Origin of the sequence: Pseudanabaena sp. UWO311 (genome assembly GCF_006937785.1) — a bacterium.
In the GTDB taxonomy this organism is placed as follows: domain Bacteria; phylum Cyanobacteriota; class Cyanobacteriia; order Pseudanabaenales; family Pseudanabaenaceae; genus Pseudanabaena.
In genome coordinates, this window is record NZ_SJEE01000006.1 from 153,854 (window position 1) to 175,278 (window position 21,425).

22 protein-coding genes are annotated in these 21,425 nt (G+C 40.9%); 10 read left to right on the top strand and 12 right to left on the bottom strand.

Annotation, left to right across the window (positions count from 1 at the left end; genetic code table 11):
• Window positions 1-94: 94 nt before the first annotated feature.
• On the bottom strand, window positions 95-598 hold the full coding sequence (locus tag PseudUWO311_RS07505) for a pentapeptide repeat-containing protein (protein WP_142654574.1): 504 nt from the start codon (window positions 596-598) through the stop codon (window positions 95-97).
• 131 nt (window positions 599-729) lie between these two features.
• Between PseudUWO311_RS07505 and PseudUWO311_RS07510 the strand changes: the two genes are divergently transcribed.
• On the top strand, window positions 730-1,095 hold the full coding sequence (locus tag PseudUWO311_RS07510; protein WP_142654575.1) for a YraN family protein: 366 nt from the start codon (window positions 730-732) through the stop codon (window positions 1,093-1,095).
• 55 nt (window positions 1,096-1,150) lie between these two features.
• Here PseudUWO311_RS07510 and PseudUWO311_RS07515 read toward each other — a convergent pair whose 3' ends face one another.
• The 3 genes from PseudUWO311_RS07515 to PseudUWO311_RS07525 form a co-directional block, all read right to left on the bottom strand.
• Complete coding sequence (locus tag PseudUWO311_RS07515; RefSeq protein ID WP_223807488.1) at window positions 1,151-2,434, bottom strand: glycosyltransferase family 4 protein; 1,284 nt, start codon at window positions 2,432-2,434, stop codon at window positions 1,151-1,153.
• A 69-nt stretch (window positions 2,435-2,503) separates the two neighbouring features.
• The gene (gene pip / locus PseudUWO311_RS07520; protein ID WP_142654576.1) at window positions 2,504-3,448 is read right to left on the bottom strand and encodes a prolyl aminopeptidase; all 945 of its coding nucleotides are present in this window, start codon (window positions 3,446-3,448) and stop codon (window positions 2,504-2,506) included.
• A 257-nt stretch (window positions 3,449-3,705) separates the two neighbouring features.
• On the bottom strand, window positions 3,706-4,485 hold the full coding sequence (locus tag PseudUWO311_RS07525) for an ABC transporter permease (RefSeq protein WP_142654577.1): 780 nt from the start codon (window positions 4,483-4,485) through the stop codon (window positions 3,706-3,708).
• Window positions 4,486-4,592: 107 nt separating this feature from the next.
• Here PseudUWO311_RS07525 and PseudUWO311_RS07530 point away from each other — a divergent pair, with 107 nt between their 5' ends.
• Window positions 4,593-5,660: an AI-2E family transporter gene (locus PseudUWO311_RS07530; RefSeq protein WP_142654578.1), complete on the top strand. Its 1,068-nt coding sequence runs from the start codon at window positions 4,593-4,595 to the stop codon at window positions 5,658-5,660.
• 155 nt (window positions 5,661-5,815) lie between these two features.
• On the opposite strand, the gene PseudUWO311_RS07535 is transcribed toward PseudUWO311_RS07530, so the two are convergent.
• Together PseudUWO311_RS07535 and PseudUWO311_RS23960 are read right to left on the bottom strand one after the other, a co-directional pair.
• A complete protein-coding gene (locus tag PseudUWO311_RS07535) occupies window positions 5,816-6,097 on the bottom strand; it encodes a YciI family protein (protein WP_223807489.1) in 282 nt (93 codons plus the stop codon).
• A 96-nt stretch (window positions 6,098-6,193) separates the two neighbouring features.
• On the bottom strand, window positions 6,194-6,367 hold the full coding sequence (locus tag PseudUWO311_RS23960) for a hypothetical protein (RefSeq protein ID WP_181016196.1): 174 nt from the start codon (window positions 6,365-6,367) through the stop codon (window positions 6,194-6,196).
• Between the two features lie 426 nt (window positions 6,368-6,793).
• Between PseudUWO311_RS23960 and PseudUWO311_RS07540 the strand changes: the two genes are divergently transcribed.
• The gene (locus PseudUWO311_RS07540) at window positions 6,794-7,747 is read left to right on the top strand and encodes an NmrA family NAD(P)-binding protein (protein WP_142654579.1); all 954 of its coding nucleotides are present in this window, start codon (window positions 6,794-6,796) and stop codon (window positions 7,745-7,747) included.
• Window positions 7,748-7,891: 144 nt separating this feature from the next.
• Window positions 7,892-8,191, top strand: coding sequence for a DUF6825 family protein (locus tag PseudUWO311_RS07545; RefSeq protein WP_142654580.1), 300 nt, complete (start codon window positions 7,892-7,894; stop codon window positions 8,189-8,191).
• 244 nt (window positions 8,192-8,435) lie between these two features.
• Here PseudUWO311_RS07545 and PseudUWO311_RS07550 read toward each other — a convergent pair whose 3' ends face one another.
• Window positions 8,436-10,043, bottom strand: coding sequence for a nucleoside transporter C-terminal domain-containing protein (locus tag PseudUWO311_RS07550; RefSeq protein WP_142654581.1), 1,608 nt, complete (start codon window positions 10,041-10,043; stop codon window positions 8,436-8,438).
• 160 nt (window positions 10,044-10,203) lie between these two features.
• Between PseudUWO311_RS07550 and rpsT the strand changes: the two genes are divergently transcribed.
• The 4 genes from rpsT (at window position 10,204) to PseudUWO311_RS07570 (ending at window position 14,447) form a co-directional block, all read left to right on the top strand.
• A complete protein-coding gene (gene rpsT / locus PseudUWO311_RS07555) occupies window positions 10,204-10,497 on the top strand; it encodes a 30S ribosomal protein S20 (protein ID WP_142654582.1) in 294 nt (97 codons plus the stop codon).
• Between the two features lie 294 nt (window positions 10,498-10,791).
• Complete coding sequence (locus tag PseudUWO311_RS07560; protein ID WP_142654583.1) at window positions 10,792-11,025, top strand: hypothetical protein; 234 nt, start codon at window positions 10,792-10,794, stop codon at window positions 11,023-11,025.
• Window positions 11,026-11,355: 330 nt separating this feature from the next.
• Complete coding sequence (locus PseudUWO311_RS07565) at window positions 11,356-12,924, top strand: DEAD/DEAH box helicase (RefSeq protein ID WP_142654584.1); 1,569 nt, start codon at window positions 11,356-11,358, stop codon at window positions 12,922-12,924.
• Between the two features lie 215 nt (window positions 12,925-13,139).
• The gene (locus tag PseudUWO311_RS07570; protein WP_223807490.1) at window positions 13,140-14,447 is read left to right on the top strand and encodes an MFS transporter; all 1,308 of its coding nucleotides are present in this window, start codon (window positions 13,140-13,142) and stop codon (window positions 14,445-14,447) included.
• A gap of 39 nt (window positions 14,448-14,486) precedes the next feature.
• Here PseudUWO311_RS07570 and fbp read toward each other — a convergent pair whose 3' ends face one another.
• Window positions 14,487-15,515: a class 1 fructose-bisphosphatase gene (gene fbp / locus PseudUWO311_RS07575; RefSeq protein WP_142654586.1), complete on the bottom strand. Its 1,029-nt coding sequence runs from the start codon at window positions 15,513-15,515 to the stop codon at window positions 14,487-14,489.
• A gap of 74 nt (window positions 15,516-15,589) precedes the next feature.
• On the opposite strand from fbp, the gene PseudUWO311_RS07580 reads away from it, so the two are divergent.
• The gene (locus tag PseudUWO311_RS07580; protein ID WP_142654587.1) at window positions 15,590-16,768 is read left to right on the top strand and encodes a protein phosphatase 2C domain-containing protein; all 1,179 of its coding nucleotides are present in this window, start codon (window positions 15,590-15,592) and stop codon (window positions 16,766-16,768) included.
• A 33-nt stretch (window positions 16,769-16,801) separates the two neighbouring features.
• Here the strand turns inward: PseudUWO311_RS07580 and PseudUWO311_RS07585 are convergent, their stop codons facing one another.
• Window positions 16,802-17,938 (bottom strand): alginate O-acetyltransferase AlgX-related protein, encoded by a 1,137-nt coding sequence (locus tag PseudUWO311_RS07585; RefSeq protein ID WP_142654588.1) that lies wholly within the window; start codon window positions 17,936-17,938, stop codon window positions 16,802-16,804.
• Between the two features lie 20 nt (window positions 17,939-17,958).
• Window positions 17,959-19,422, bottom strand: a complete 1,464-nt coding sequence (locus PseudUWO311_RS07590; protein WP_142654589.1) for an MBOAT family O-acyltransferase — start codon at window positions 19,420-19,422, stop codon at window positions 17,959-17,961.
• 142 nt (window positions 19,423-19,564) lie between these two features.
• Here PseudUWO311_RS07590 and PseudUWO311_RS07595 point away from each other — a divergent pair, with 142 nt between their 5' ends.
• A complete protein-coding gene (locus PseudUWO311_RS07595; protein ID WP_142654590.1) occupies window positions 19,565-19,918 on the top strand; it encodes a four helix bundle protein in 354 nt (117 codons plus the stop codon).
• A gap of 75 nt (window positions 19,919-19,993) precedes the next feature.
• On the opposite strand, the gene hisI is transcribed toward PseudUWO311_RS07595, so the two are convergent.
• Window positions 19,994-20,332 carry a phosphoribosyl-AMP cyclohydrolase gene (hisI, locus tag PseudUWO311_RS07600; RefSeq protein WP_142654591.1) on the bottom strand — a complete coding sequence of 113 codons (339 nt, stop codon included), beginning with the start codon at window positions 20,330-20,332 and terminating at the stop codon, window positions 19,994-19,996.
• Between the two features lie 124 nt (window positions 20,333-20,456).
• The gene (locus PseudUWO311_RS07605) at window positions 20,457-21,287 is read right to left on the bottom strand and encodes a CobW family GTP-binding protein (RefSeq protein WP_223807493.1); all 831 of its coding nucleotides are present in this window, start codon (window positions 21,285-21,287) and stop codon (window positions 20,457-20,459) included.
• Between the last annotated feature and the right edge of the window lie 138 nt (window positions 21,288-21,425).

Genomic DNA, 21,425 nt, shown 5'->3' on the forward strand with positions numbered 1-21,425 from the left:
GCACACAGAGAATCATACTCCCTAAGCTAGGTTAACTTCATACAAATATGGCAATTTCCCTTAAAGTTAAGACTTAAAGCTCATAAAGTCGAACTTAGTCGCATTCAAGAGTTTCTCGGGTCAGTCTTCCAGTCACAGGGTTTTGTCCTTTCGCTGATAGACAGAGCTTTAGACGAACTGGCAGACGTAAATCCACATCCGTAAAGTCTGCACCATCAATTATCACGTTATTAAAAGAAGTACCGTAAGCAAATGAACCTTGAATTACGGCATTTGTTAAGTTTGCCTTATCAAGACGGGCATTATCAAGCGTGCTATAGCTGAGATTTGCGCCTGTAAAGTTTGCCTCTTTCATATTGGCAGCAAAAAAGCTGACTCCTTGCGCGTCAGCATTGACAAATGATGTATTTCGTAAATCAGATTCATTAAACTGATAGCCTTGAAGTGATCGCTCTGAAAAGTCAGCTCCTTGGAGAAAAGCTTTAACATATACATCAGCCAAAACTGGATTTGCAAATGTCAAGATTAGAAATAGACATAGCAGCGTATTTATCGCCTTGAAAATAAAATTGCGTAACGAAAAAACTGTAATTTTCATAATTTTGATAATAGCTGAGTTTTACTCCCTTCTCAGTGAATAATCAGTGGTGAGCTGCGAAGCCGTGCACCACTGATTATTCACTTTATAACACCTATTCTTTGCGTGAGAAGGGAAGTAATATCAAGTTTATGGTAAAAGAAGTAGGCGATCGCGGGGAGATGTTGGTAGCCAAACTCCTACAAGATAATGGTTGGGAAATTTTAGAAACTCAGTGGCGTTGTCGGTGGGGAGAGTTAGATTTGATTGCTTGCGATCGCCAATGGCTGCTATTTATCGAGGTAAAAACCCGCAGCGCTCATAATTGGGATGCTGATGGCAGCCTAGCAATTACCCCCAAGAAACAAGCCAAACTAATTAAAGCTGCCTCTATATTTTTAGCGCAAAATCCCCAACTATCTGAACTTGCCTGTCGGTTTGATGTTGCTCTAGTACGTCGCACAACATCAGCAAATTTTTGCTTACAGACATATATTGAACAAGCTTTTGTCGCATAGTCATATAACCCCAAAAAGAGGATGCGGCGCTTCACGCCGCATCCTCTTTTTGGGGTTACAAAAGACTTGGTTGATTTTGTTCAACAGAATCTGGACATTGCTCTCTTAGCCCCAAAGCATTGATATATTTGGGAATAGCTTGATCAATTGTGTAGTGACGCTCTAATAATTTGCGTGCATTCTTGCCGAGTTTTTCTTGCATGTGCGGATTATCGGCTAGCCAGCAAATATAATCCGCTAATTCCTGTGCATCACCATTCTCAAAACAACTGCCACAATTACCTTGATCCACAATTTCTCGCAGATAATTATCTTTGGGGCAAATCACTGCCACAGGTTTTGCAGCGGCTAAAATGCCATAAATTTTTGATGGGGCGATCGTATCGCCAACGTTCGGCAAGATACTCACTAACGAGAGATCACAAGCAGTCAAGGAGTATGGCAAAACTTCTCGATCTTGGTAAGGCAATTGCAGCACATTGGGTAGTTGCCCTGAATCGATCGCTTGTTTAATAATCTGCGAACCTACGCCGTTACCAATAAACACAAATTTGATGTCAGTGCGGCTAATTAGTAATTGGGCACATTTAAGGAGCGTTTGACTATCATGACAACGCCCCAAATTACCTGAATACATTACAACAAAGCAATCAGTTAACCCATATAGTTTGGCAAACCAATTTTCTGATTTAGCGATTGGGATAATGAATTTAGGATCAGCCCAGCTATGAATAACATGAATCTTGTCCGCGAGATTTTTATATTTTTCAATCAATAGCTGCTTCATTGGCTCACTGAGAACAATCAAGGATTCCGATCTATCCCAAACCTTACGGTTTGCAAATTCCCAAAATTTGACGATCCAATGATCAAGAGCAACTACTTTTAAGCGCACTGCCACTTCAGGATAAATGTCATAAATAATGCAGCTATAGGTATAGCCAAAGATTTTATTGTAAAACCATCCGATTAATCCCAAAAATGGTGGCGCAGAAGTTAATACCAAATGTGAGCCACGAATATCTTTACTCAGACACTTAACTACACATCGCGCTATAAATAGGACACTGCCAAAAACTTTGTTGCGAATACGTTTAGACATTAGATGAATAGAGCCAGTACGACGCACAAATACCCCGTTATCATGCTCTTCGTGCTTTACATCTGTCTGTCTAAACGCATATCCTGGCATACCAGTAAACACACTTACTTCAAATCCTTCTTGAGCTAAAGCCCCTGCTAAGTCATATATAAATTGACCTGTTGCTGCATAGTCTGGTGGATAAAATTGAGTAATAATACTGATACTGGATGTGCCCTGTTTCTTGTCCGCCATCATCTCACCCGTTAGTCTTTTTTAGTCTTTTCCCTGCTACAACTAGCTCAGCAACAGTTCATATGAAGGCATTTATTTGCTGAGGCGATCGCTTGCTTCAATTAACACACTCCGAATACCTACCTCCATCATGGAGTGCCCAGCATCAGGCACGACAATAAACTCAGCTTCTGGAAAAGCTTGATGCAGTTCCCAAGCCGTAAACATCGGGCAGACAACATCATAGCGACCTTGGACAATAGTTGTGGGAATATGCCGAATGCGATCAACATTTTCTAAGAGCTGCATTTCTGACATAAAAAATCCTTTGTTAATAAAGTAGTGGCATTCAAGCCTCGCAAAGGCATCAGCAAAATCTTCAGTTCCAAAGCGAGCTATTAGGTCTAGGTCTGGAATGAGCTTACTAGTGCTGGCTTCCCAAATTGACCAAGTGCGGGCTGCTCGCGATCGCAAATGTTGATCATCACTAATGAGGCGACGATAATAGGCGGCGATCATATCGTGACGTTCGACCTTAGGAATTATTTCAACGTATTGTTCCCAAGCTTCAGGGAAAAAATAACCTGCACCCTCTTGATAAAACCAAGCTAGTTCTTTACGACGCAGCATAAAAATGCCTCGCAAAATTAAGGCTTGGCAATATTGAGGATGAGTTTGACTGTATGCAAGAGCGAGTGTACTGCCCCAACTCCCACCAGATATTACCCAGTCATTGATATTAAGATGTTTACGCAAAGTCTCAATATCTTCGACTAAATGCCATGTGGTGTTCTCGGAGAGTTCAGCATGAGGTGTACTTTTGCCACAACCTCTCTGATCAAACTGGACAATCCGCCACAAATTAGGATTAAAATATTGTCGATAAATTGGTTGGCTCCCTCCCCCTGGGCCTCCGTGCAAAATCACTACGGGTTTACCTTGAGGATTTCCCGACTCTTCAAAATAAATGGTATGTAAATTGGAGACCTTGAGTAGTCCCTGTCTATATGGCTCAATCGCTGTATATAGTTCACGCATAAAGTGTTTTTAAAGGATTTATAGCTGCCGCCAAGTTTAATGTCACTTCTCGAAATTGTGTTTAAACTTTCAAGAAGTGACCCCCCCAAAGAGATTTGCGCCTTGCGGCGCAAATCTCTTTGGGGGTTTGAAGTTGTCTCAACATGACTACTGACGGCTATCTATATAGCCTGATTAATTTATAGAAGTGCCTAATATAGCAACTTAATGCTAAAAAGCAGAAAAAGTGCTCCAATCTTTTTCTGCTTTTGGCTTTTTTATAAATGACTTTCAGTTTGTAACATGCGTTTATAGGCAAGCCAGCCTGCGGCGATCGCCACGACAAAAAAGCCAACTAAAAATCGAAGATGGATCACCATATCTGGGTTTGACAGGGTTTTGCTATCAGTTGAGAGGGCTGTAAATGCCTCGCTCATGTGATAGACAGGATTAAACTGAGTAATTAAAAGTAAATCTTTTGATAAGAATGTGGTTGGGAAGAATGCCCCACCTAAAATTAATAGTGGCACGCCCACCCCTGCAACCAAAGAATTGACATCTTCGACCTTACGAGCAAATTTTGTCGCTAGCACAAATCCAATGCCCACATATGATCCAATACTTGCCAAAATCACAAAAATCCCTAAAGCGATCGAACCACTAAAGCGTACTTCCCAAAACGCAGCAACTGTATAAATGATTAAGGTCTGTCCTATGCCGATCGCTGCATAGGCAAAGAAAATACCAAGAAAGTATGAAATTCCATTAATAGGCGAAATTAATAAACGCTTAATGGTAAGGCTTTCTCGCTCTGAGACAATCGTGGACATTGTGCCACCAAGACAACTAAAAAATAAAGCTGAACCAATTAGTGTCGCAGGGGCAGATAGTTTAAAGGATTCAACAGTCGTAATTTTTGAGCCTTCTGCTAAGACAAAGCCATTCAGTAACAGCATTGAGATCGGAAAGATCACCCACAATAACAAAGTCCGATATGTGCGAAATAGCTCTAATAAAATACGTCGCCCGATCGCGATCGCTTCATACCCATAGTTCATGTGAATTTTTTAGTAATTGAGTGGCTAGCTATGGTAATTATAAGTAGCGGTGGCAAGAAGCTCTGCCCTCTCTTTAGTAAACTGCCAGTCAGAGATAAATAATAACTGTGTTAAATGGCAAAAGTTTTCTTAGTAAATATCTAAAGCGCATTGTGATCATTGCTGTGGCAATTTATCTTGCCTTTAGGTTGAGACAGACTTTGCAATTATTGCTGACTAGTATTTTTTTAGCTGGAGCGATCACACCAATTGTTGAGCAACTCACAAGTTTTCGCATTAGGTTTAAGAGCTGGAAAATTGGCTTAAATCGGGTGTGGGCTGTGGTGATGCTTTACTTGTTTTTATTGATCGTGATCATTTTAGCGATCACTCCAGCTCCCCAGATCATTCTGGAACTTGGGCAATTTTTTATTAAACTGCCAAATTTGTTAGAGCAAATTCAATTACCACAAGGGGGGATGTTTAATTTTAGTCCAGACCAACTCAGTCGCATTTTGCAAACTCAGCCATTATTAGATCAAGCCCAAAATTTTGGCAAAGATATCGTTGGGCAGACTTTTGTATTTACTTTGCAAATTGTGAATGCGATCGGGGTTGGCATTTTGAGCCTGTTGATTGCTGCATATATGGTGATCCATTCTGATAGTTTGGTGCGTAGGTGTTTACGTCCTTTTTCTAGTGAGATTCGCCAACAGGTAGAAATTCTGATTCCGCCGATTACCCGATGTCTCGGAGCCTATGTGGTGGGGAGGGTTGGCACTTCTAGTTTGCTTGGCTTTTGCACCTATTTGACACTTTCTCTCTTTGGAATTCCCTACTCAGGAGCCTTGGGGCTATTGGTGGCGATCGCCAATTTAATTCCTTATATTGGGGGACTGATGGCTTTAGTCGCAATTTTTATCGCGGCATGGGGCGTTGATTTTAACAAAGGTGCGATCGCCATATTTATTTGCTTTGCACTTCAGCAGATCGAAGCTTTTATCCTTCAGCCTTGGCTAGTTGCACCTTACCTAAATCTTGATGCCTTTGAGCTTTTGCTCTCAATTATTGTTGGGGCAGAGCTTTTTGGAGTAGTTGGCGCAATCATCGCTCCGCCGATCGCTGGGACAAGCAGAATTCTCTTCAAGCATTTTACTGCTAGTCCTATGGACGATGATCCTGATCATAAACAATAAAAGGTCGTTAAGTGACCTTTACCAGCGCTTTGCGCTCAAACTCCAACCTAAAAAGAATAAAAGCGTTGCTTCGCAACGCTTTTATTCTTTTTAGGTCAGAAATTACTATAAGTTCTAAAGAGTAAAAGGTGACGCGAAGCTTCGCCTTTTACTCTTTAGTAAACCTGAGTCCATTCATGGATTTCGTAATCAGTCCAAATGCCATTCTGCCAATAAATATCGGCTTCAACCAACTGCCGCGCCGCCGCTATATCGATTGCAACATAAACTGCAAATACTTTGGTCAAATCTTGAGTTGGTCCAATTGTTAGTAATCTGCCAGATTCGTACATGGCTTTGATGTTATCAAGATGGACTTGGCGAAAAGGTGCACGTTTTTCTAGTACATTTTCGCAATAGCTGCCCCACACTAAGAATTTTTTAAGTTCAGTGCTCAATTTTCTACCGATCCCTATAGATATAAATTCACTACTTCAAAATAATAGAGGCGTACTTTGCACACCTCTATATATTTTATTTATGAATTATTGGTCTTAGTTAAAAAACAAGCGATCAACAATTAAAGCAACTGTGGTAGCAAAAGCTGTCACCCCGATCGCTACAAAAATATTTTGACCTTGACTAACACTAAAACAAGCAACTGCTCCTGCACCCAAACCTGCTGTAACTGCTGCAACTACAGGATCTTTAGTAGATTTATTGTACATTTTTTAAAATACCGACTATTGAGATAAAAATTTTTGATGCTTAATGATTGCTAGCCTACATTAGCCACTCAAATACGTTGATAGTTCTCAATAATTCTTCTTGCTAGCCAGCATTTTTGTAATATTCAGTTACATAAGGAATGAAAATTAATTAAAACCAAAATTTGTTGGGGCGGGCGAAGCCCGCCCCAACAAATTTTGGTTTTAATTGCACAAGTTAATTAATTTTCATTCCTAAGCAATATCGAGATCTCCATTGATAAACAAAAAAAGATAGAGAGTAATGGGCGCTTCCTACCTCTTTTGAGGGTTAGGTTACTGCCTGTAGATAGATATCGCGATTGCTAATATCGCTTACCAAAAGATGTCGCCAAATATCTGTTAGATTTATATATGTTTACAAAGTCAATTTAATAAAAAAATTTTATGAGCTTACTGATCGTCGGTGCGACAGGTACATTAGGTCGTCAAATCACCCGTCACGCACTGGATCGGGGGCTAAAAGTTAAATGTTTTGTTCGTTATCCTAAAAAAGCAAACTTCCTCAGAGAATGGGGTGCAGATCTAGTAGCAGGAAACCTGAACAATGTTCAGAGTATAGATGATGCGCTTGAAGGAGTCACCGAAGTTATTGACGCAGCTACAACTCGTGCTACAGGATCAATGCGAATTAAAGATGTCGATTGGCTTGGTAAAGTTTCATTGATCCAAGCTGCCGAACGCGCGAAAGTTGAACGTTTCGTCTTTTTCTCCATTCTCAATGCCGAAAAATATCCAAATGTCCCGCTGATGGATATCAAGAATTGCACCGAAAAATTTCTTGCATCTACGGATCTCAACTACACAATTCTCAAGCCCTGTGGATTTTTCCAAAACTTGATTGGCGAATATGCGATCCCCATCCTTGAAAATCAGACAATTTGGATTGGTGGCGAGTCTTCACCGATCGCTTATATGAATACTCAAGATATCGCAAAGTTTGCCGTTCGCGCCCTAACTGTCAAAGAAACTGAGCGCCAATCTTTTGCGATCGCAGGGCTTAAGGCATGGCAGCCTAGCGAAATCATCAAGCTTTGCGAAAGAATGTCGGGACGCACTAGAAAAACCGCAAATATGCCCATCGGATTGCTACGATTTGCCCGTAAAATTGCTCTTGGCTTTGAATTTGGCTGGAGCTTTGCCGAGCGCATGACCTACGCCGAAGTCCTTGCTAGTGGTATTCCCCTTGATGCAGATATGAAGGAGACTTACAAAATCTTTGGTTTGGAAGAAGAAGATATGACTACTCTAGAATCCTATATGCAGGATTACTTTAGTCGCATCCTTAAGAAGTTGAAAGAGTTAGATTATAAAGAGCCAAAAATTAAAGCTCCTTTTTAAAGCCTAGAGCTTTGAGTGTGTGCTTTGTACATCCTCTACTTTTAGACTTTGTTGCTATATTTGAAGTAGCAGACTAAAAACAGCTCTCAAGAAACATTCGATTGACGAGTGGTAACCAACCAAGTAAACCCAATAATTTAAATCATGAGTAAATCACCATTAGACGCTTTCTTTATTGGTAGAGCCACTGCTGAGGCTGTAATCGATCGCATTGAAGAAACAGTAACTGATGCCCTAAGCGCTTTAGGTAAATTTGATGCTGAACAACGCGAACAAATTCGGACTTTTGTCGAATCAATTCTAGAAAAAGCTGAACAGCAAAAGGGAACTGTAACAACCGAAGATGCAGATATTTCTCCAGATGATCTCCAAGAAACTATTGATAATCTTCGGGCTGAAATTGCTCAACTAAAGTCTGAATTACAGCAATTTAAAGACAAATAAACAATAGTAAGCGCTCTTGTATAAAGTCTTGATTTCAACAATAAAAGCCCTGCATAGCAGGGCTTTTATTGTTTTACCTTGAGTTTAAACTAATACCAAAAGCAATTTTTTGCCATTTTAAAACTTCATATACAGCCTGTTTAGGTTTCATGTAGTACAAGAAATTTTTTGAAAGTGTTGCTTAGCAACACTTTCAAAAAATTTCTTGGGTTTTGAGAAAGCGTAAAGTGCTGTAACTAGTGTTTTAACGTGAGTTGGGCAAAGAGGGTGAGGCTTTAGGCGAACCACTAGGTGAAGTAGTGGGAGAAGCACTGGGCGAAACGGTGGGTGAAGCGCTAGGTGAAACGTTGGGTGAAGCACTAGGTGAGTTTGTAGCCGATGGCTTAACTTGGACTGGTTGAGCTTTTTTCTTTTCTCCCAAAATACTAGGACTGCCATCATCAAATACTCCCGCAATACAAGAGATCATCAATGTTGCCAAAGTCCCAACAAACAGAGCTTTCCAGCCTAAATCAGAAATATCCCGACGACGGGACGGGATCAAAGAGATCGTCCCACCAACAAAGATCCCAACAGAAGCTAAATGGGCAAAACCAGATAAAGCGTAGCTGACGATGATAACCGTGCGATCGCTAATTAATCCATCCTTTGCCGCCTGAGCCAAAGCTTGATAAGGCGGGATCGCTGTCTCTAGCAAACGTCTTCCAATGATTACCGAAGCAGTCCAAGAGTCATCTAGTGAAACTCCTGTCAACAGAGTCAATGGATAAAATAAAGCTCCTTGAATATTCGGTAGGTTAACCACCTTGAAAATGTCGCTGATGGTTGCCAGCCAAGCAAAAATTTGATTAACGAGATCGACTAAACCCACAATCAAGATCAAAATTGCAGCGATCGAAGCAGCCATTTTCAGCCCATCCAAAGCGCCAATAATCGTGGCATCCATGGGACTCATCCGCTTCATTGTCTCACCACCCGCATTTTCGAGTTCACCATCCTCGTCAGATTTCTGAGACTTGTCTTCTTTAGGAATCCCACCCATAGTAAGTGGTACACCTGTCTCAGGCACAAGAATCTTGGACAGAACAAAACAAGCTGGGATCGCAATGATTGACGCAGACACCAAATGCCCCAAAATATTTGGAAAAACGGGGCGCAAAAAACTAACATAAATCGCCAAGGTCGAAGAAGCCGCCGTCCCAAAGCAACAAGCCAAAATTGCGCATAACTCACTGCGAGTCATTTTAGGCAAATAAGGCTTAACGACGATCGCAGCTTCAATACCCACAAAAATATTCGCCGCACCGCTCAGAGCCTCAGCACCACTCAACCGCATTGTCCAGAAAAATAATTTGGCAAACACATCCACAACTCTCTGGATAATGCCAAGATTTTCTAGTAAAGCCATAAATCCTGAGAAGAAAACCACGGCAGGCAAAGCCCGAAATGCAAATACATAAGCCAAACGATTGGTTGTGCAGTAATTAGCAGCGGCATTCCCTACACTCGTTAAATCATCCAATAAAACCTGTCCTGGAGGGCAAGTACCATCAGGTCTGAGTGGCAACAACACATAAGGCTCTTGCCCTGTTGGTGGTACAAGCAAACGCCCAAACACAAATCTAGCGCCCGTATCCGCTGAGGCAAAGAGCCCATCTAATAACTCACTAAACCATCGTAAGCCCTCTCTGGTTTGGGGTTGCTGAAATACTAAATAGCCAAGTACTAACTGTAAGCCAATACCCCAGACAATGACCCGCCAAGGGATGACTCGGCGATCTTCGGAGAAGATCCAAGCCACGAAGCATAAGCCAAAAATGCCAAAGAAAGAAACAAAATTTAGGTATGTCATGGGCGTTTGTGGATGTGATTAGTCAAAATAGATAGCCAAATCAAAGAAGCACTCAAAAAGCTAATTAAAAAGTAAATTGGTTTTACGGTTGCAAAATCCGATCAAAATGTTACGATGATAAATGCTTTAAACCATGTCATTTCGCTAAAAGGAATAAACTGTGGCAAACATCAAGTCCGCCAAAAAGCGCATTCAGATCGCTGAGCGCAACCGTCTGCATAATAAATCATATAAGTCAGCCGTCAAGACTCTAATGAAAAGCTATTTAGAAGCAGTAGATGCTTATAAGGCTAATCCTTCGCCTGAAGCCCTAGAGGCAGTTAATGCTAAGCAGTCTTTGGCTTATAGCAAAATTGATCGTGCTGTCAAGCGTGGCGTACTCCATAGTAATACTGGTGCTCGTCGCAAATCTAATCTTGCTGGAGCTCTCAAAAAAGTTATTGCCACCAATTAGCACTATTCAACTAGTGTATAAATGAGCATTTTCCGAGCGGTAGTCACTTAGTAACTAAGAGTATTTAGGTATCTCGTAGCACAGGCGGTTTTGCTCACCTTTGCTACAATTTAGCTCGGATAGTAATTAATTCGGATTAGTTACTTTGTGCTTGCAGTCTTACTGTATTTTTTGCTGGCAATCAGAAATAATCGGGCAGGTTGCAGAATAATCGCTTTTCCCTACAGTTTTTTACGTCTGCGATCTTTGAGGTCTTCTCAACCTGTCCAACTTATATCTGTGAGTTATATCTAGATGTCCAATCCTGATAAAGATAGGTTCTTAAACCCCATCTCTAATTTTAGAGGCGAATTTTCGCCACAAAATTTAGCTTTTAATGCTAACCTGCAAGAGTTTACTAATCGTATTTCGATCATCTGTGCCTTAGAAACTGGAGGTAAGATTTCTTCAAATGAAGCTTATCAACAGATCAAGGAACTCTGGATCAAGTTAGATACATCCAGACAAAATCTTTTAGGCGACGACTAATTTATCTTGGAAAGCTATCTCAGAGTAGACTATCAACTTTTTTACACCCATACCATAGACATAAATCCGCGAAAAGATTGTTTACAATCTTTAACAAAGGTTTATACTAGGAATAATTAACTTCATTTTGCTGATTTCTCCCATTGCATGACTATCCAAAGCAATCTAATCTTTGGAAGCTGAGGTTTTCATAGAAAAACTCTTTTTAAACCGCTTAAAATTTAGGGCAGAGATGTCCTTCGGCTTTGTTAGTGATTGTTTATCCCGTGCGATTGGCAGAATAGGCGAACTGTTCTTAGAACAAATTTGCTGCAAATCTTAGGATCATCCATGCCCTCATCTTTTCTTTCTCTCGGTATTTCTGAAGCACGAGTTGCTAAGCTCGAATCCATTGGCTTTACAGAGCCCACTGCTATTCAAGAGCAGGCAATCCCCCAACTGCTCGCAGGAGCAGACGTACTAGGTCAGGCGCAGACTGGTACTGGTAAAACCGCAGCTTTCGCGCTGCCAATTTTGGAGCGTTTAGATCTCAATAGTGATTCACTCCAAGCACTAATTTTGACTCCAACTCGCGAATTGGCTATTCAAGTTGGTCAGGCGCTTCGTAGTTTTAACACCAAACCAGGCGCAAAAATCCTGACTGTATATGGTGGATCTGACATCAGTCGCCAAATGATTCAATTGGAGCGTGGCGTTCATGTGGTTGTCGGTACTCCTGGTCGAGTAATCGATTTAATGGAGCGTGGCAAACTCAAACTAGAAAACCTTTCTTGGTTTGTTCTTGATGAAGCTGATGAAATGCTCAATATGGGCTTCATTCAAGATGTAGAGAGAATTTTGGTAACGACTCCTTCTACTAAGCAGAGTACTTTCTTCTCAGCTACCATGCCACCTGCGGTCAAGCGCTTGGTCAAGAATTTCTTAAAATCACCTGTTACTGTTAAGGTTGAGAGTCAAGATTCTACTCCTACTCGCATTGACCAACAGATTTATCTAGTTCCATATCACCTCACTAAGGAAGAGGCTCTGTTGCCTATTCTGGAATATGAAGCGCCAGCATCAGCACTTATATTCGTGCGTACCAAGGATTCAGCAAGTCGTCTGACTGAAGTTCTACAATCTTCTGGTCATAGCGTCGATGAGTATCATGGGAACCTTTCACAGTCTCAACGTGAAGCTCTCCTGCGCCGCTTCCGCAATCAACAAGTTCGTTGGGTTGTTGCAACAGATATTGCTGCCCGTGGTTTAGATATTGATGGTTTGACCCACGTATTTAACCTCGATATTCCTGATGATCCTGAGCGTTATGTTCACCGTATCGGTCGGACTGGTCGGGCTGGCAAGAAAGGTATTGCAATCACCTTGATTTCTGGAAAAGAGCGCTACAAGTTGCGTCAATTAGAGCAGCAAGTTGGTATGCCTCTTCCTCCTCAGCCATTGCCTAATGTCGCTCAAATCCAAGAACGTCGCATTGGTCGCTTCACAGAACAAATCTTAGAAGCATTGACAGGCGAGCGTTTGGCTTCTTTCTTACCTTTGGTATCGCAATTGGTTGAGGATTACGATCCTCAAGCGATCGCTGCTGCTGCTTTGCAACTTGCCTATACCCAACTGCAATCTGATAAAGCTGAACAAGCTGCATTACAAGTGTTGGCTAAGCAGCCTCATAGCCCTGAGGGTGGTCGTGGTCGCGATCGTGATGGCGGCGGCGGTTCCTACAGTGGTAGACCAATTAAGCGTGGTCAAGGCGGAAATGGTTCTCGCTCTGGTGGTCGTGATGGCGGTGGTCGTGATGGCGGTGGTCGTGATGGCGGTGGGCGTGATGGCGGTGGGTATGATTCGCGCCGTTCTTCCTCTGGACGCGATCGCGCTCCTATTCCCGCACCTGTTAAGTATTAATTTATCAATTCCATTTAAAGTTTCTCAAAGCTAAACTTTAAATACGATCTATTTAGAAAAAACTTTATTTAGTAAAGTTTTTTCTAAATAGATGAGAAGGATTCACCCAATTGATTGATATCTTTAATCTGTAACTTAAGAGACAATCTTAAATAAGTAATCGCAGCCCAAGCCATTTGTAGAAGGTTCTTGAATAAAGAATTCTCTCAAGAGGCTTGGGTTCAATATTTTATTGGTCATTCATTGGTCATATTGGAGTCATGCAGTCCTTAACTACCTTCTCAAACCTTGATACTCGCCTTCGCAAAAATCTGGCTGCGATTTTTTGGGCTGGTCTATTTTTCTGGTCGAGCATGGCATCACAGTTGCCGACTTTACCTCTCTATATCCGCAGCTTGACACAGTCTTTTGATCAAATCGGCATCATCATGGGATCTTTTGCGATTGGCTTGCTCGTGTGCCGTTCCTATCTTGGCAAGCTTTCTGATCGCAAAGGTAGACGCTACACCATGAGAATTGGCCTGATCGTAGCGGCTATAGTTCCTTTATGCTATGCCATATTACCATCTATACCTTTATTAATACTATTTCGCGCCATTCACGGCATTAGTATCGCGGCGTTTGCGGTGAGCTATAGTGCTCTAATCTCAGACCTTGCGCCAATTGAGCAACGCGGCGAAATAATTGGCTATATGAGCTTAGTAAATCCTTTAGGTTTAGCTTTTGGTCCTGCGATCGGGGGCTTGATGCAAGAGGCTTGGGGATATCAACCTCTATTTATCACTGCTTCATTGCTTGCCTTTGCAGGATTATTGTTAACAACTCAAATTGAAGACGAAGGTGGTGAACGCGATCGCCAAATCGCCTCAGCCACTATAGTAAAGCCAAAGTTTTGGCAGACTTTCCTTAATCCTAGAGTCAGAATTCCTTCTACAGTTCTGTTGCTGGTTGGCTTATCCTTTGGGACACTAAGTGCTTTTATGCCAATTTTGATGCAACAGAAGCATATTGCTCTGAATGCAGGTTTATTCTATATGGCAGCTGCATTGTCTGGATTTATCATTCGCTTCCCTGTTGGAAGACTCAGTGATGAGTGGGGGCGAGGTATATTCATTTCAATTGGGATATTCTTTTACGGATTATCGATGGCAATTATCTATTTGGCCAGTCATGACTATGAGTTCTTATTGTCGGGAGTTGCTGAAGGAATTGGTTCAGGGATTGTGATTCCTGCAATTGTGGCGTTGCTTGCCGATCGCACGATTCCACAAGAGCGAGGCTATGTATTTGGGATGACATGGATCGGCTTTGATCTGGGGATCGCTTTTGCTGGGCCAATTATGGGCAAGATGATTAGCTTTGTGGGCATCACCAATATCTTTGCGATCGCTACAGGGCTTTGCATTGTCGGGCTGGTTATTTTTGCTACGCAGTCCAACAAAACTATACATGAGTCGTTTAGATTTGCGATCGGTAAGTCAAGCGATCGCTATGCGATCAAGTCAGCAGGAATTTCCGCATAAAAAGATGAGAGGCGGCGCTTTGCGCTGCCTCTCATCTTTTTATGCGTGTAGAAAAGACTCAACTACTTTTACATTTTCAGAACTACCAATAATTAATGGTGTGCGACTATGCAGCTTTTTGGGAACGACATCGAGAATCTCTTGAGTACCAGTAGTTGCGCGACCCCCTGCTTGTTCAATTAGAAAGGCTAAAGGAGCAGACTCGTAAAGTAATCGCAATTTCCCATCAGCATGACCAACTGTGCCTGGATAGAGAAATACACCACCTTGAAAGAGAATACGATGAATGTCAGCTACTAAAGCTCCTGAATAACGTGCTGTATTCCCTTCTTGTCGATGCATATGCCTTACATATTCACGCATTGGTTCTTCCCATTGCCAGAAGTTACCTTCATTAACACTATAGATAGAACCTTTTGTAGGAATACGGATATTCTCTTGAGAAAGAATAAATTCACCAATACTAGGATCAAGAGTAAAGGCATGAACTCCATTACCTAGAGAATAAACCAGCATTGTGCTTGTGCCATAGAGAATATAACCTGCACCGATTTGTTTGCGCCCTGACTGCAATAAATCTAGAGCTTCTCCTGACTCATCATTCCCTTCCTGTTGACGGATTGAGAAAATCGAACCGATCGCTAAATTTACGTCAATATTGCTAGAGCCATCTATAGGATCATAAAGCAATGTATAGCGACCAATGGGGCAATTTTCAGGAATATAGTAGGGTAATTCCATTTCTTCAGAGGCAAGCCGACAAACTAAGCCACTCTGCTCAAAGGCGCGAAGAAAAACACGATTGGCATAGCGATCCATATTTTTGACCGCTTCGCCTTGGACATTGACTTCGCCAGTGACCCCAAGCACATTTTCGACTAAACCTGCACGGCTCAGATGGCGAGCGATCGTTTTGCCCGCCAAACCAATCCGTCCCATAAATGCGCTCAGATCGTATGCCTCAGCCGAAAACGTCCCAAACGTTGAAAGAACATGCTGAGAAAGTGTCATAAAGTCTCGTCCAAGGACGATCTCTTCAGCGGGATTGAGTCTGGTAGAATCAGTCATGGTGCGAGTACCTTAAAGTCTTCTTCTCTATTATTAGCCTAAATTTATAGCATTGTGCCAACGCAATAATAATTATGAGCATCTGTCCTAGTTGTAAAGCTGCAAATCCTGATAGCCACCAATTTTGTCAATTTTGCGGTACTAAAATTGCTATAAATACCCCTCTAAATATTCTTGGAGAAGAAGCTCTACAACCTTCTTCAGTACCAACAAGACCATTAAATTTAGAGTCTGTATTAGAAACAATCAAAACTCAGGTACATGATTTGGCTTCTTCTCAATTAGTGAGCGACATAGAAGAGAAATCATGGGATGACTCAGAAGATCTGGAGGAATTGCCACCAGAATTCAATTTAGAAGACTTTGCAGATATTAATTCAGAAACATCGATGATTGTATCTTCTCCTGTGCAGCTAAAGGACATAAGCTATGCTGGCAAGACAGATGTGGGAATACAACGCGATCGCAATGAGGATGATTTTGTTGCGATTTTTCAAACGCGCAGTATTAATGGCAAAAGTCAAATAAGCGATCGCAGTTATCGCGGTTTGTTTGTATTGTGTGATGGGATGGGTGGGCATGACGGTGGCGAAGTTGCGAGTGCGATCGCGGTTAATTCTATTACCGACCAGTTTCGTCCATTTTGGATCGACACTTTACCAGGGGAAAAGAAGCTTAATGAGATTATTTGCAAGGCAAATCAAGCAATTTTCACCAAGAACGAAAATGAAAAACGAAAGTCTCTGGGCAGAATGGGAACAACTCTAGTCGTTCTGGGTATTCATGATCTAGAAGTTGTAATTGCCCATGTAGGTGACAGCCGTATCTATAAAGTTACTAATATCCCTAATCTCGAATCAGAATCAAAACTAGAGGCAGAACCAAAATTAGAACAAATAACACGCGATCATGAGGTTCTCAACCAATTAATAGATCTTGGTATTGAGCCTGAAATAGCGCAGTCTAGACCAGATGCTCATCAACTTACCCAAGCTCTTGGGCCTAATCCTAGCGATCGCCTTGAGCCTTCAATTGAGTTTTTTACTCTGACTGAACCAACTTTATTTCTGCTGTGTTCTGACGGTCTGTGTGACAACGATGCGATCGACGATAATTGGCGATCGCATTTATTACCAATTTTAAACAAGGAAGTCGATCTGCAAACTGGGTTAGATAGACTCATTGAGTTAGGAAATATCGTCAATGGTCATGACAATCTCACTGCGGTTTTGGTGTTGTGTGAGCTTGGATAGATGCGATTCATAAAATAATGACGCTTAGCGCCATTATTTTATGAATTTTAAATGCCTTTCTACACGGGCTTCAATCACAATGTCAGGATGATTGTATTGCAGATATTTCTCTAATAATTTAATATCTGGCCATTCCCAAACATAAACAGTCTTAGCAAAATATTGAGAAATATAGGGCTGTAAGGCAATAAAAAATGAATCTCTAAAAATCAAGGCTCTTGGTGCATCAATTCGACAATCTGTAAAAAAGGTCGCCTTCATTTGATCTTCAGGGTGCTTATCTACAATTTGTTTGTCGCATCTGGGTAATGGTTTACGTAGTTCAGGAACCATCTCTTTGAGGAAGTAAGAAATATTTAACATATTCGCAATATCCCCTGACTTGTATTCTATCAATCCAAAATCTTGCCAAGAGTAGTTAATTGGACTAAGATTTGGAATCAGATTTGGATAAACTTTCTGGATGGTGCGGATGATTTCATGTTGGGCGATCGCAGCGCCAAAATCGTTCCAATGAGTATCAGTTTTATAAAATAATTGTCCCTGTTGCTTTGCTGCCAGCAATGCAGGTCTTAAATCTAGGACTGTAACCTCCGAATCTTTCATATATTCTATTAGTTGATCTAGGCGGGTTTGTTTCCCAACTTGACGAATATGCTCAGGCATATACTCTGGATAAATAGAGTATTTGTCAGGCACAACTACAAAGAGATAGGAGATTCCCCGTTGCTTCAGCCACTTATGCTTTGCTTCTAATCCGATTTTCCAGCTTCTGAGTTCTTCTGGAGTGAAGGGATCATTTCTTCGATAATCCTCAAGACTATTACCTTCCGAAGGATTAACATAAAACAACCAATCATCTAACCCAATCAACACTTTAGGATTTGAGGAATTCTTTAATATGATGCTGTATAAAGAATAAACCTGAGTTAACTGATCGCGTAATCCGAAATGATCATTAAAGAACGATTCAAACTGTGACGGGAATTTGAGCATAGTTTGATGCTCCCACTTCAGTTGAGGAAACTCAGCAAGTTTGCGCTTTTCTGTCGCTGATTCTTTGCGATTATGAGTTAAAACTAAAGGTAAAAACAGCCCGATTACAAAAGTCACAATCAATAGATTGTCAAATATCCGAGATGCTTTGTTTTTATGATTTTCGGTGTGCATAGAGCAAACTGGCGAGAGATTTAAAAGCGGTAATAGATAAATGGATTATATGTTCCTGCGGCTAAACTGACGGCGGAAATCAGAAATAGGCTAACTAAAAGTGAATAATATCCACCATATAAAATTGCTTGAAGAAGGCTGAATTGGGGAGTAATAATTCTCTTTTGTAATTGTATTCCTATCCAACTTGCTATTGGTGTTGCTAATATACAGCCCATAATTAAGTTGATTAGGGTTTTTAGATCAAAATAGAGAAGTGTAAAATATTTGACTCCATCGGCATCGGTAATACCAATCATACTTCCTAAATATTGGATCGCATGATTCAGGGATTCTGATCGAAAAAACACCCATGCAATCATCACTAGCAATAATGTATATAGATGTCGTAATGGTATCCATAAGCGATCGAGATATTTGTGCCAGCCCAATCTTTCAATTACCAAATAAGCTCCATGTAAGGCTCCCCAAATTACAAAGTTCCAACTTGCGCCATGCCATAGCCCACATAGTAGAAATACGATCCATAAATTGAGATAAGTACGCAGTGAAGAGCCACGATTGCCACCCATAGGAATATATAGGTAGTCGCGAAACCAAGTCGATAGAGAAATATGCCATCTTCGCCAAAAGTCACGCATAGATTGGGCAATGTATGGATAATTAAAATTCTCTAGAAATTCAAATCCAAAAAGCCGTCCTAATCCGATCGCCATGTCGGAATATCCTGAGAAATCAAAATAGACCTGTAATGTGTAGCAAGCAATTCCCAACCAAGCCATGCCTGTGGTGACTTCATGCACAGGTACGGCAAAGATTTTGTCGGCGACTTCTCCTAATGGATTTGCTAGCATCGTTTTTTTGGCTAATCCAAAAATAAATCTCTGAATTCCCGCAGAAAACTGTGGTCTGGTGACTGTCCGTGACACAATTTGCTTAGCGACATCATGATAACGAACAATTGGGCCTGCAATGAGTTGCGGAAATAGGCTAACGTATAGCCCACAATTAATGGGATTTAACTGCACATCGGTTTCTTTACGATAGACATCGATCACGTAAGACATTGCTTGAAAAGTAAAAAAGGATATTCCGATTGGTAATGGGACTTGGGAATATGCGATCGGTGGGATTGAAAGATTTTGCAGAACTACGTTGAGGTTATTGACGAAAAAATTAGCGTATTTAAAATAGAACAACAATCCTAAATTACTGATAACAGATATTAAAAGTATTTCCTTTTCTTTAATGAAGTTAAGCAGTTTTTGACGATGCAGATGTAACATCAGCCCTGCCATATAGTTCAGCAAAACAGAAAAAATCATCAGGAAAACATAAACTGGTTCTCCCCATGCATAAAAGATCAAGCTCATGATCAGCAGAAAAATATTCCGTAGATAGAGAAGTTTTGGGCTAATCAGGAAATATCCTACTAAGGTGAGCGGTAAGAATAAAAACAAAAATAATGCTGAGGCAAAAATCATATGAGAATTATTTAATTACGATTTTTTTAATTACGAATTATCAATTACGAATTACGAGATTTTTTAATTACGAATTACGAATTACGAATTACGAGTTAAAATTTCTTGATTTATAATGCGCAATTTGTAATTTCACTCATAAATGAAACTTGAAAATGTAGTCCAAACAAAAAGTTACGCCTTCGCAGTGCGGATCGTCAAACTATATCAACATCTAATAAACACGAAAAAAGAATATGTGCTGTCCAAACAAATATTGCGATCGGGAACAAGCATCGGCGCGAATGTTGAAGAAGAGATCGGCGGACAATCAAAAGCTGACTTTATCTCTAAACTTTCCATAGCGTATAATGAAGCCCGTGAAACAAGCTACTGGTTAAGATTATTAAAAGATACCGACTACCTGACGCCAAAAGAATTTGAAAGTATATACCCCGATGTAGAAGAACTATGTCGCATTATAGGTAGCATTCAAAAAAGTACAAAGGGAAATTAAAAATTACGAATTATGAATTTAACAATTCGTAATTCGTAATTCGTAATTAAAAAATCTCGTAATTAAAAAAAGTTCTCAAATCTCGATCAGAACTTCTGTAAAAAAACAACTTCTCGCGCCAGTGTGACAAGCAATATCGCCAACCTGCTCAATCTTGACCAAAATAACATCGCGATCGCAATCGTAATAGAGTTTTTTTAACTTTTGGATATGCCCCGAAGTTGCACCCTTATGCCATAGCTCTTGACGCGATCGGCTCCAATAATGGACTTCACCAGTCGCAACAGTTAATTCCAGAGCATGACGATTCATCCATGCCATCATCAAAATTGTGCCATCTTGGTGATCTTGCGCGATCGCAGGAATCAATCCTTGAGCATCATATTTAAGCGTCTCAATCCAATTGTCAGGCATTTTTTAGCTATTACATTATTCAGATAAAATTATATAGCAATGCAATATAAAGCTAGGACAAATCAAAACCCAAACTCAAAGTGGCGGCGCGAAGCGCCGCCACTTTGAGTTTTACCTTACATTTCTATACCAAGCATTCTTGCAATTGTTGTTGAAGCAACTGTGCATCAAGGTTTCGACCAATGAGAACTAATTGATTGTCAATAGGCTTCTTGCGATGGTCATAGTTTAGCTCGTAGCGCTTTCCACTCAATTGGAAAATAAAACGCATATCTTGAGCGGAAAACCTAAGAACCCCTTTAGCTCTAAATACATCAACGGGCATTACCTTATCAAGGAAATAGGTGAATTTGTCTAGATCAAATTGGCGATCGCTTTGAAATGAGACAGAGATAAATCCATCATTGGCTAAATGGTCAGAGTGGTGATGATGATGTTCATGTTCGTGATGCTCATGTTCATGGTGTTCGTGATGCCCATGTTTATGAATCTCATCCTCACTCTCTACTTGTTGATAAACACTAGTTGGGGCTAGATCCACATCTAGGATTAGAGGCAAGGGAACTTCACCATGTTGCGATCGCAAAATTCTCGCCTTAGATTTAGTCTGATGAAGGTATGCCTCCAATAGATCAACTTGTGCTTCTGGGACTAAATCCGTTTTGTTTAGCAGTACAATATCGCCGTATTGCACCTGACTAAGTGCTGCTTCACTACCAAAATGATCGGCAGTAAATGTCTCCGCATCGATCACTGTAAGGATGGAATCGAGGCGCGTGAGATGTTTTAGTTCTGTTCCCAAAAAGGTCAAAGCGATCGGCAGAGGATCGGCAACGCCAGTTGTCTCGATCACCATATAATCAATTTGCTCTTGCCGTTCTAAAACGTTATATACAGCATCAACCAAGCTGTCATTGATCGTGCAGCAAATACAACCATTGCTAAGCTCCACCATGCCATCTTCAATAGACCTGTTGGGAAACAAAAGCAATGTTTAGAGGGGATTTTGCTCTTTCCATCTGTTTTTAAGAAGCGTCCAAATAGAAGTTCCATAAGCCAGCCGCATTCAACATAAGACGATCATCAAAATCAG

Coding starts and splice junctions, on each gene's coding strand:
- PseudUWO311_RS23960 (WP_181016196.1), bottom strand. CDS start 6,367: ATGTACAATAAATCTACTAAAGATCCTGTAGTTGCAGCAGTTACAGCA.
- PseudUWO311_RS07510 (WP_142654575.1), top strand. CDS start 730: ATGGTAAAAGAAGTAGGCGATCGCGGGGAGATGTTGGTAGCCAAACTC.
- PseudUWO311_RS07595 (WP_142654590.1), top strand. CDS start 19,565: ATGAAACTTGAAAATGTAGTCCAAACAAAAAGTTACGCCTTCGCAGTG.
- PseudUWO311_RS07505 (WP_142654574.1), bottom strand. CDS start 598: ATGAAAATTACAGTTTTTTCGTTACGCAATTTTATTTTCAAGGCGATA.
- PseudUWO311_RS07540 (WP_142654579.1), top strand. CDS start 6,794: ATGAGCTTACTGATCGTCGGTGCGACAGGTACATTAGGTCGTCAAATC.
- fbp (WP_142654586.1), bottom strand. CDS start 15,515: ATGACTGATTCTACCAGACTCAATCCCGCTGAAGAGATCGTCCTTGGA.
- PseudUWO311_RS07585 (WP_142654588.1), bottom strand. CDS start 17,938: ATGCACACCGAAAATCATAAAAACAAAGCATCTCGGATATTTGACAAT.
- PseudUWO311_RS07545 (WP_142654580.1), top strand. CDS start 7,892: ATGAGTAAATCACCATTAGACGCTTTCTTTATTGGTAGAGCCACTGCT.
- PseudUWO311_RS07605 (WP_223807493.1), bottom strand. CDS start 21,287: ATGGTGGAGCTTAGCAATGGTTGTATTTGCTGCACGATCAATGACAGC.
- PseudUWO311_RS07560 (WP_142654583.1), top strand. CDS start 10,792: ATGTCCAATCCTGATAAAGATAGGTTCTTAAACCCCATCTCTAATTTT.
- PseudUWO311_RS07590 (WP_142654589.1), bottom strand. CDS start 19,422: ATGATTTTTGCCTCAGCATTATTTTTGTTTTTATTCTTACCGCTCACC.
- PseudUWO311_RS07525 (WP_142654577.1), bottom strand. CDS start 4,485: ATGAACTATGGGTATGAAGCGATCGCGATCGGGCGACGTATTTTATTA.
- pip (WP_142654576.1), bottom strand. CDS start 3,448: ATGCGTGAACTATATACAGCGATTGAGCCATATAGACAGGGACTACTC.
- PseudUWO311_RS07565 (WP_142654584.1), top strand. CDS start 11,356: ATGCCCTCATCTTTTCTTTCTCTCGGTATTTCTGAAGCACGAGTTGCT.
- PseudUWO311_RS07515 (WP_223807488.1), bottom strand. CDS start 2,434: ATGATGGCGGACAAGAAACAGGGCACATCCAGTATCAGTATTATTACT.
- hisI (WP_142654591.1), bottom strand. CDS start 20,332: ATGCCTGACAATTGGATTGAGACGCTTAAATATGATGCTCAAGGATTG.
- PseudUWO311_RS07580 (WP_142654587.1), top strand. CDS start 15,590: ATGAGCATCTGTCCTAGTTGTAAAGCTGCAAATCCTGATAGCCACCAA.
- PseudUWO311_RS07550 (WP_142654581.1), bottom strand. CDS start 10,043: ATGACATACCTAAATTTTGTTTCTTTCTTTGGCATTTTTGGCTTATGC.